Below are 10,164 nucleotides of genomic sequence, written 5' to 3'. Positions count from 1 at the left end.
CTTTGGCGCTAATGATTTTGGCAGCACCATGATCGAGGAAAATGTGGTGGCTGCTGCCGGAGTTAATTTTCGACTGAGTGAAGAGGAGATCAGGCAATTGGTAACAGAGGCTGGATTTATTCCTTGCCAGCGGTTGATGGATTACACCATGGTGGGATAGGGGAGTGGTGATTTGAAAGCCACATCGTGGAAATTAATCCGTAACCTGTGGTCAATATGACTTCAATTTCGACTAATCTCACGCTGTATCGAGCACCGTTTGTAGTGCCAGTTACCTCAGCGCCAATTGCCGATGGCGGGGTGATGGTTCACAATGGACGGATTTTGGCAGTGGATCGCTTTACTCGTCTACGCCGAGAATCTGCTCGAGTGGTTGATGTTGAGAATGCTCTTTTGACCCCCGCTCTCATTAACTGCCATGCCCATCTTGAATTGTCGTACCTGGAAGGACTGACGACTATTGAATCTGCTTATCTTAGAGGTGATATTGACTCTTCAGCAAATTTCACTGACTGGATTCGAACTCTGTTGGTAAAGCGGGGACAGTCAGTACCCTTAGAGAGTATTGTTGTAACCGGTCGTAGGGCCTTGGCTCAGCAATACAAGAGAGGTGTTGCTCTGGTCGCTGATATTGGAAATCTAGCGGAGAGCCGTGATATCAGTTGCGGGATGAGCGCGGAGGGTCTGTTTTATCGTGAACTTCTCGCTGTTACGGCGAAAGCCGCAGAGACACTATTATCTACTCTGTCTGACGACGAACAGTGCACTGCCCATTCGCTATACTCCTGCCACCCGATCTTGCTCAAAGCGCTCAAGAACAGGTCGAGGCGTTTAGGAGGTCTTTTTCCAGTTCATGTAGCAGAATCTATTGATGAGGTTACTTTTTTACGCACTGGCACCGGACCATTCCGTGACTTTCTGATCGAGCGTTTGCGGTTAACCGGCTCCCTGGCAGATGGCCAGGGCCTTGACGATTTATTGCCGCATCCCGGTTGCGGAGCGGTAGAGTATCTGCAGTCACTGGGCGTCCTTGATGAACGGACGATTTGTGTGCATGCGGTGCATCTTTCGGAGCAAGAGATCGAGCTGTTGGCAAAAAACAGGGCCAAAGTCTGTCTTTGTCCTGCCAGTAATCGGAAGCTTAATGTTGGTAGAGCGCAGGTGCCCCTGCTGCTTAAACATAAGATTATGCCAGGACTTGGCACTGATAGTCTCGCCAGTAATGATTGCCTTGATTTATGGCTGGAGATGAAGGTGCTTCAGAATGATCACCCTGAAGTTAACCCTGAGCAAATTTTTACCATGGCTACCTTTGGTGGCGCCTCTACATTGAGAGTTGAGAGTCGCCTTGGCTCTTTGGTTCCCGGACGAGATGCACGATTGTTGGCGATTGATTTTTCTGGTCAGCAATCGGAAATATTTCCATCGCTGGTCAATACAGGGGCAGCGCAGAAGGTAACTTGGCTGGAGGGCGTGTGAGCAGTAACGATATCGTCCGCATCGGTATGGTCAACTTCATCAATACGGCTGCGCTCTATGAAGTCTGGAAAGAGTCGGTGCATAATCCTGCCTGGCAGGTAGTGGAGGCAGCGCCTGCTGATCTGAATCGGATGCTTGCCAATGATGAACTGGATCTGGGGCTCGTCTCTTCCCATGAATATGCTGAGCATCCGGAAAAGTATCAGATTCTTCCTGACCTGTCGATCAGCGCCACCGGAGCTGTTGGCAGTGTCTTCTTATTTTCACGCCGTATGCCAGAGCGGCTTGATGGGGCGCGAGTTTGCTTGAGCGCTCAGTCGAAGACCTCTAACGGACTCATCAAGATTATTCTTGAGGATTTTTATGGTGTGTGCCCCATATATTATCAAGGGGAAAGTGATCTTGCTCTTGACGATTTCCAGGCGGTGCTGGCCATTGGTGATCAGGCTCTGCGTTTGAAGTATGACGGAGGCTTTCCTTATGTCCTTGATCTTGGCGATGTCTGGCGGCGGAAGACGAAACTTCCTTTTGTCTTTGCGGTATGGGCGATCAGTGAAAAGTTCGTGGCTCGTCGCACCCCGTGCTTGCTGGCTATCCATCAGGAACTAAAACGGTGCGTGTACGAGGGGAGGCGTCGCCTTGATGAAATCAGCAAACGGGTAGCCCCTAGAATCCCGATGGCATCCCAGGATTGCCTTCGCTACTTGCAAGGGATTGAACTCGATCTTTGTCCGGATAAGCTTGATGGACTCAAGGTTTTTTATGAAAATCTAATCCGGAGGGGTGAGGCTTTGCCTCAGGCTCTGCCGATAAAAATATGGAGCGCGGCAGAGGAATAATGCCGTTAACAAGAGAGTGATTATGCGCAGCCCGGAAGAAAAAAAGACCTTTGTTAAGCAGAAGTTTTCCTCGATCAGTGGCAGTTATGATCTGATTAACTCCCTCGTCAGTTTCAAGATAGACAGTTACTGGCGTTGGGTAACGACCAGAGAGCTTAAAATTTTTCCCGAGGGGGCGGTTCTTGATCTCTGTGCCGGAACTTTACCCCTGTCGCTTGAACTTGCCCGTCAGGCCAAGAGGCGACGGGTAGTCTCCATTGATTTTTGTGAGGATATGATTCGAGCCGGTGTTAACAATCTGCCTTCAGATGAACGGCGGAGCAGGATTATGCCAGTGTGTGGTGACGGGGAAGATATTCCTGCCCATGACAACAGTTTCTGGGGGTGCACCGTGGCCTTTGGGGTTCGTAACCTTTCCCGCACCGAGCGAGGACTTCGCGAGATGTACCGTGTCCTTAAACCAACTGGTAAGCTCTTGATCCTGGAGTTTTCTCGGCCCAAGAATCCTTTGGTCAAACCTTTGTATTTTTTTTATTTGAATAAAATCCTCCCGACTGTGGCAGGACTTGTCTCTGGAGATAAAGAGGCTTATGAGTACCTGGCAAGTTCTATCGCCCAGTTTTATGAGCCCAAGGTGTTACTCAAGATGATGAAAGAAGCCGGTTTTGCCAAGGTCTATTGTCGGCAACTCACCTTCGGTATTGTAACGATTTATGTGGGGGTAAAATGAAGAAACGGATCATCCTTGCTATTACTGGGGCCAGTGGTTCGCTCTATGCCAGAGAGTTTTTAGCCCTCATGGCCGAGCTGGGTGTTGAAGTTGATGGAATTATTTCCAATGCCGGACGACAGGTGATGAGTCTTGAACTCGGTGTGACTCCTGAAGAATTACCACCGTGTCGTTGGTTTTCCTGTGATGATTTCACCTCGCCAATGGCCAGCGGTTCGAGCCTCTATCATGGGATGGCGATTCTTCCTTGTACCATGGGGACACTGGCAGCCATTGCCAATGGCAACTCTTATAATTTGATCCATCGGGCAGCTGATGTCTGTTTGAAAGAGCGAAGGACTTTGGTGCTTGGGGTGCGCGAGACGCCGTTAAACCGGATTCATCTCAATAATATGGTCCGGGCAGATCAGGCAGGGGCGATTATCTGTCCCCCCATGCCCGCTTTCTATCATCATCCGGCTTCTTTTATCGACGTAGCAAGGGATTATGTCATGCGGGTGGCGAGTCTGTTGGGTATTGAAGTTATGTCCATGCGTCGTTGGGATGGTATTGAGTTAAGGCAGAAGAGCGTGTGATGCTGCAAAAAATTCTTATTATGCTTGAGATGATCAAGTTTAAACACACTGTTTTTGCTTTGCCGTTCGCTTTGATGGGTGCTTTTCTTGCTGCGCAAGGTGTCCCTGATGCTCGAACCTTTTTGTGGGTGGTCTTGGCCATGGCGGGGGCACGAACGTGTGCTATGGGTTTTAATCGAATCGTTGATGTGCGGTTTGATCGCAAAAACCCGCGGACAGCGGATAGGGCTCTCGCTGCAGGGACAGTTAAGTTGTGGGAGGCTTGGGTGATGGTAATTGTGGCAGGGGGACTGTTTTTTTTCGCCTGTTACCAGTTAAATCACCTGACTCTCCTTCTGTCGCCATTTGCTCTTGCCTTGACTTTGGCGTATTCTCTTACCAAGCGTTTTACCTGGTTGTGCCATGTAGTTCTCGGACTGGCCTTGTCATTTTCTCCTCTTGGCGGCTTTGTTGCTGTTAAGGGGACACTGGACGGGTTTCCTTATGTGCTTTCCCTCGGGGTCTTGTTCTGGGTTACTGGCTTTGATATGGTTTATGCCTGTCTTGATGCCGATTTTGACCGGGATGAGGGGCTTTATTCCATGCCTTCTCGCTTTGGGAGACAGAATGCTTTCCGGTTGGCGGTCGCTTTTCATGTGCTTGCATTTGCCCTTTTTTTGGCAACCGGGATTATGGCCGGACTGAATTATTTTTATTTCATTGGATTAGCGATTACGGCTGTTTGCCTCTTCTATCAACATCTCGTGGTTAATCCTAAAGATCTATCCAGAATTCAGGTCTCATTTTTTCAGATGAATGGCGCTATCAGTGTCGTGCTCTTCCTTACAACATGGCTATCGCTCGCCTTTGGGGTGCGATAGTATTTTTTTCTTTTTGTTGTTCCTCCCACTTTTCTCATTTGCCCGATGCAGGTCAAGGTTAAGGTAAAGAGTCGATCAATCGTAGTATCTCTTGATTCGTTCAGTACTTCTTTTGTAACTACTCAGGTTATTGGTTTACGGTTGACAGTTGACGGTAATTAAGGTCCTGCCAATGGCTGAGGACACACTGACATTGAGTATCATGCGATGATTTATGACTAACCATGATTCTTTTAACCGTAAACCGACAACTGATTACCGTTAACCTGTGTAGTTACCTTCTTTTTTGTATTGGTTATGTTGCCAAAGTAGCGGAGTGAAATTTATCTTGGTCAGCTACTAGAGCTATGATAGTCCAGCCTGGTTGTGGCAATAATTTTTCATCTATGGTGAAAATTTTGATTTTACCTTTAGGTGTAATGGCAAAGAGTGGTATGAGTCCATGGTCATGTTGTCGCTGATAGTTCGTATAATCAAAAGTCTGGCTAAGGGTTGTGCTGCGGATATCCCAGCCTTTTTTAGATAGGGACTTGGTCAGGCTGGTAAATGTAACTTCATGTCCAAAGAGATCCCGCCAGTGCCGTCGAGAAACCGCCTTGCGGTTTTTGGACATTTCCAAATCTTCGGCAGATTGGATCGCAAATACGGCATCTGCCCCTAGTTCCATCCGGTAGTGCATACAGGAAAGGGTGTTGAGAGCGCCGCGTGGTGAAAGCGCGAGCATCTTGCCGATTCCGACTAAGTCGAGATTTCGGTCTGCATGCTCGGAAACCGGCTCACCGTAATAAGTCTCTAAGCCTTCAAGCCTGGCCTTGCTGATTTTTTCCCAACTGCTGTCAATGAGTAATACCCGAAACCCCTCCTGCTTTAAAGCCTTGCCAATTGCCCTTGCCACCAGATTGGCTCCGATTATAAGGAATCCCTTGGGTTCAGGTTCGGCTACACCAAGTTTTTTGGCAATGAAACCCGCTGTGGCGCTTTGCAAGACCACGGTGCCGATGATTACCGAAAACGTTAGTGGTACCAGCAGCTCTGCCTGAGTGTGTCCTAAGGCTGTCAGTCTGATGGAAAACAGGGCGGCGATGGCAGCAGCCACGATCCCTCTTGGACCTATCCAGGCAAGAAGATGCCTTTCTGGCCAGCTTAATTTAGAGCCAAGAGTGGAAAACATCACACTTAAGGGTCTGGATAGGAACTGAATGGAAAGAAAGATAAAAACGACCTGCCACCCAAGATGGACAAAGCGCTGAACGTCAAGGCGGGCCGCCAGCAGGATGAAAAGCACGGATATCAGCAGGACGCTTAAACTCTCCTTGAAGTCCAGGATCTCTTCCATGGTAACATTGCGCATGTTGGCAAGCCAGATACCCATGACTGTTACGGTGAGTAGGCCGGATTCGTGCTGGATACTGTTGGAAACCGCAAAAACAAAGATAACTAGGCCTAACGTCGCCACATTGTGAAGAAACTCCGGCATCCAATGGCGGCGGAGAATGATGCCGTACAGATATCCGGCCAAAGAGCCCAAGAGAAGTCCGATGCCGACAAGTTTTGCAAAAGCGAGCAAGGTGTGACCCAATGCGTTGCCATTACTGCCGACTAGGATGAATTCGTAGACCAAAACGGCCAACGTTGCTCCAATGGGATCGATAACAATGCCTTCCCAGCGGAGAATATTGGCAACGGGTGCGCTGGGCCTGACAGTACGGAGCATGGGGACGATCACGGTGGGGCCGGTCACCGAAGTGATTGCTCCGAAAAGCAGTGCTAGTCCCCAAGGGAAATCAAAGACAATGCGGGTGGCGGCGGCGGTGATCAGCCACGTAGTCAGTATCCCGAAGGAGATCAGGTTGCGGACCACTTGACCCAAACCGGCGATCTGATGGAACCGTAGAGTGAGGCTGCCTTCGAAAAGAATTACCGCAACAGAGAGGGAGATGAAGGGAAAGAGCAGATCTCCGAAGAGCAGATCGGAGTTGAGCCATCCGGTAAGCGGTCCGGCGACGAGTCCGGCAAGGAGCAGGAAGAGGATGGCCGGTAGCTTTACTCTCCAGGCAAACCATTGACAAAGAATGCCGGTGAATACAACGGCAGCCAGAATGAAAACCTTATCGATCAGCATCGGGAGTTATGTCTTTTGTTATGATGAATGTAAGAGTGATCTGTTGGTTAGGATGAGTAGAATTGCCATATCTTGCTGGCGCTGTCGAAACATTTCTCATCTAGTGTTCGGAATAATTATCTTTCCCTTACCCGCTTTCAGCAAAAAAGAGAGAATTATCGGGCTATATTGTGGGTCAGCGCTCAACGGATGATTGTAGCCAGTAGCGTGTTTTGTTAAGATTACTACCGTTCTTGCTGAGCGTGCAAATCATAAGCCTTTTGATGATAGGTCTTTACCATGGATCAGGTTGTGGAGATCTTGGATATTATGTGTGTTTGTTCAGAGGTGATGTTCGGCGATTTTCGAAAACATCTGTACCAGACCTGAACATAGCGTGAAGATGGATTTGATATGGAGATTATGGGGGGTGCATTCGTCGAAGAAGATGGTGAGGGCAGACTCAAGATCCTCTTCCGGGGCCTGGTAGCAGATGAGAATGGGGACTTTGGGCAAGGGGTGGAGAATCAGGGCAATGTCTGCCTGATACCAGTCAATGGTCCTGCCCATAAACAAATTAATCAGATCGCCCAATAGCGATTGATTTTTGTCGGCCAGTTTCCTTAGCGGCGTCTCGCAACGGCTGGTGAAAAGCCCTTGCCATTCAATTCCGCCGTTAATCTCTCGAAAGGAAATCCATTTGCCAGTCGGGGCGCTATGGGTGATGTTGGTGATGCAGGCGAGCAATGGGGCTTGAACCCAGGGGATAATATGGCACTCTGAGGTGATGTCGCCATGACGGTCAATAATGAAGTCCTTGCCTAAAGAATTGATAACTATGCGTTCACCGAGCATGGTGCCACCGATCAGTGGGGCGATCTGGACAAGGTTAACGGTTGCCATTTTTTCCTTTAACTTTAGCATGAACTCTGCCTGGTCATCGTCCATGGCCCCTATCCGTGGGCACTCAATGGAAAATTTTAGCATCTGTTCAGCAGACAGAGATGGACAGTCCCGGAGTTTTTTGCGTTCTGCCACCACTGCCGCTGCAAAAGCCAGGCATGAGGGCAGAAGGCATAGCCCGCAATTGGTTTGAGGTAATATTTTATAAATTGTCAGGGGGGATCGAATATGGGTCATTGATCAAGACCGATCGGTGTTTTTGAGATGCATTCAAGTTGATGCTCTCAGGTATAGTTACGGATTGAATGTTTCGTAAACGTTCACCGGACACCCCATCTGCTTCGCAGTCTCGCAAACTCGCTTAGCTGTTAGCGGCCTGCTCATGTGCAACTAGCACACTTCGCAGACCGCTTTATTGACCGACGAAGCGGGTCAATAAAAATCGCGCAGGTAAGCGACCGTAGGGAGACTCCGGCTGGTGGGGCACCCGGTAAACGTTTACAGTCCGGTGAAATCCGCACGTTCAACGCTTCTGGTGAACGATTACAATGTTTCAATTAAGCTTGATCGGGCAACTTCGTTCGCTGATGCCTCGTTTTAATACTTCGGCGTTGTAAGCGTTCAGCACATCCCGGCGTTTTAGCATTCCGAGGACCCACTTGCTTTCTGCCGATTCGACAACCGGGATTTCGTCAAAGCCTTTTCTGTCAAACAGGGTAATGGCAGTGTATAAGTTGTCGTCCGGGGTAAGAAAGACCACGTTGCGAGCGCAGACTTTGCCGACGGTGGCGGTGCAGCGCAATTTTTCATCGTGGAGGATGTTCTTGACGTCCTGAAGGGAGATAATGCCGGTCATGTGGCCGGTTTCATCGACAACCGGGAAATAAAAACTGTCTTTGGCCATGCTGAAGATGCGCAGAAGTTGATCGACATTGGCTTTCTCGCTGATGAAATCAACATCTTCGGTGAGGATTCGTCCGATCTTGATGGAGCGCATAATTGCCGATTCCCGGCCTTCGTGGATATCGATGCCTTCGCGGGAGAAGTCTACCGTGTCGATGGAGTCATGGTACAGTCTGGCCGAGACCACGGTGCCGATGATGCTTGACAGCATGATGGGAATGATGATTGTGGAGTCGTCGGTCATTTCAAAGAGTAGGAAAATAGCGGTCAGAGGGGCATGGGTCGAGGCTGCTAAAAAAGCGCCGATACCAATCGCAGCGTAAGAACCTGGGTGGGCGGTTGAGTTTGGGAAGAGCCAGTGAGCAACTGAGCCGAAGGACCCTCCCGCCATTGCCCCGATAAACAAGGCAGGCGCAAAAACGCCGCCAGACCCGCCGGAACCTAAGGTGATTGAGGTGGCCGCGATTTTCAGGAAGATAAGGAGGGCTATCAGCCATAAAGGGTTGGGGTCGGTGAGAACCTTGAGGATGGCGTGATAGCCGTCACCCATGATTTGGGGGAAAGCCATGCCGCAAACGCCTATCATCAAAGCACCGATAATCGGTTTGAGTTGTGGGTGTATTGAGAGGGTGGCAAAATGATCCCGAACTTTATAGAAAAAAGCAATATAGATAACGGCAAGAATACCGATCCAGACGCCCATGAGCATGTAGAGCGGGATTTCGGTCATGGGATTGACCATTTGGAAGTTGGAGATGGCGAAAGCGGGATTGGCGCCATAGTACGCTCTGGACAAAACAGTGGCCATGGCGGATGAGATGACTAGCGCGGAGAACGAAGCAACCTCGTAGGTGCCAAGGAGCACAATCTCCGAGGCAAAAAACATTCCGGCAATGGGTGCGTTGAACATGGCGGCCACAGCACCCGCGCTACCTGCTGCGATATAAATCTTCATTCGGTCGCTGGAGACGCGGAAAGATTTCCCGACTTGCGATCCGAGCGCTCCGCCAACCTGGGCAATGGGGCCTTCTACTCCTGCCGAGTTTCCTGTCCCGATGGTTAGTGAGCAGGAGATGATCTTGAGGATGATGGTGCGAAAACTGATTGATCCCCCTTGTAGATTGACCTTTCGTAGGAAATTGGTGAAGCCGTAGCCATTGATTTCACCGGGGAACAGGAGTGATAGGGGAATAAGAAGTATCATTCCGCTGACCGGAATCAAGGGCAGGAGTAAAATATGCCATCCCCCTTGGCTGGCCCAAGCATAGCCTGGCACAAAAATAGTGATGTGAACGAATTCGGTGACGGTTCGAAAGCAGATGTTAGCCAGGCCAGCAGCTAGACCGATGAAGGAGGCGATTATTACCATCAGAGAATTTTCACCGGGCAGGAATTTTTTTGGTTTAATTTTCATCGTCTGGGGGTGAAGAATGGAGCTTTATGGACTGGTGGATGGTGTCTGGGCGTAATTTTTAACAAAAACATGAACGCAAGGAAACAGCAAGCGTAAAAGAATCTATATTATCATACTTGGTAACTGCTCAGCTTCCCAACCGGGGTGCCGCCTGTATTGATTATGAAAGATACAAATCGTCAGAAAATATATCGATTTCATTTAGATATAGATATCGATAAATGATTTGTAACTTAGAAGGTTGTCAGTTTACGGTTGACAGTTGACGGTGATAGAGTTCTGCCAATGGCTGAGGACACACTGACATTGAGTATCATGCGATGATTTATGACTAACCATGATTTTTTTACGCTTGCTGTT

At 49.1% G+C, this 10,164-nt stretch carries 9 protein-coding genes; 6 read left to right on the top strand and 3 right to left on the bottom strand.

What is annotated here, in order from left to right:
• From FP815_07220 to FP815_07195, 6 genes are all read left to right on the top strand, one after another.
• Window positions 1-160, top strand: a 160-nt coding sequence (locus FP815_07220; GenBank protein ID MBA3014731.1) for a dehypoxanthine futalosine cyclase, incomplete at its 5' end; no start/stop codon positions are given.
• Between the two features lie 56 nt (window positions 161-216).
• Window positions 217-1,479, top strand: coding sequence for an amidohydrolase family protein (locus tag FP815_07215; GenBank protein MBA3014730.1), 1,263 nt, complete (start codon window positions 217-219; stop codon window positions 1,477-1,479).
• Between the two features lie 26 nt (window positions 1,480-1,505).
• Window positions 1,506-2,318, top strand: a complete 813-nt coding sequence (locus FP815_07210; GenBank protein MBA3014729.1) for a menaquinone biosynthesis protein — start codon at window positions 1,506-1,508, stop codon at window positions 2,316-2,318.
• Window positions 2,319-2,340: 22 nt separating this feature from the next.
• A complete protein-coding gene (locus FP815_07205) occupies window positions 2,341-3,048 on the top strand; it encodes a ubiquinone/menaquinone biosynthesis methyltransferase (protein ID MBA3014728.1) in 708 nt (235 codons plus the stop codon).
• Window positions 3,045-3,623 (top strand): UbiX family flavin prenyltransferase, encoded by a 579-nt coding sequence (locus tag FP815_07200; protein MBA3014727.1) that lies wholly within the window; start codon window positions 3,045-3,047, stop codon window positions 3,621-3,623. Before FP815_07205 ends, FP815_07200 begins: the two co-directional genes overlap by 4 nt.
• The gene (locus FP815_07195) at window positions 3,623-4,483 is read left to right on the top strand and encodes a 4-hydroxybenzoate octaprenyltransferase (protein MBA3014726.1); all 861 of its coding nucleotides are present in this window, start codon (window positions 3,623-3,625) and stop codon (window positions 4,481-4,483) included. The genes FP815_07200 and FP815_07195 overlap by 1 nt, the downstream gene beginning before the upstream one ends.
• A 295-nt stretch (window positions 4,484-4,778) precedes the next feature.
• Here FP815_07195 and FP815_07190 read toward each other — a convergent pair whose 3' ends face one another.
• From FP815_07190 to FP815_07180, 3 genes are all read right to left on the bottom strand, one after another.
• The gene (locus FP815_07190) at window positions 4,779-6,605 is read right to left on the bottom strand and encodes a sodium:proton antiporter (protein ID MBA3014725.1); all 1,827 of its coding nucleotides are present in this window, start codon (window positions 6,603-6,605) and stop codon (window positions 4,779-4,781) included.
• A gap of 321 nt (window positions 6,606-6,926) precedes the next feature.
• Window positions 6,927-7,724, bottom strand: a complete 798-nt coding sequence (locus tag FP815_07185; GenBank protein MBA3014724.1) for a DUF3786 domain-containing protein — start codon at window positions 7,722-7,724, stop codon at window positions 6,927-6,929.
• A gap of 316 nt (window positions 7,725-8,040) precedes the next feature.
• Complete coding sequence (locus tag FP815_07180) at window positions 8,041-9,804, bottom strand: chloride channel protein (GenBank protein MBA3014723.1); 1,764 nt, start codon at window positions 9,802-9,804, stop codon at window positions 8,041-8,043.
• Between the last annotated feature and the right edge of the window lie 360 nt (window positions 9,805-10,164).

This window comes from Desulfobulbaceae bacterium, assembly GCA_013792005.1.
Taxonomy (GTDB): domain Bacteria; phylum Desulfobacterota; class Desulfobulbia; order Desulfobulbales; family VMSU01; genus VMSU01.
The sequence above is the reverse complement of the archived record's forward strand: the minus strand, read 5'-3'. Positions and strand labels throughout refer to the sequence as shown.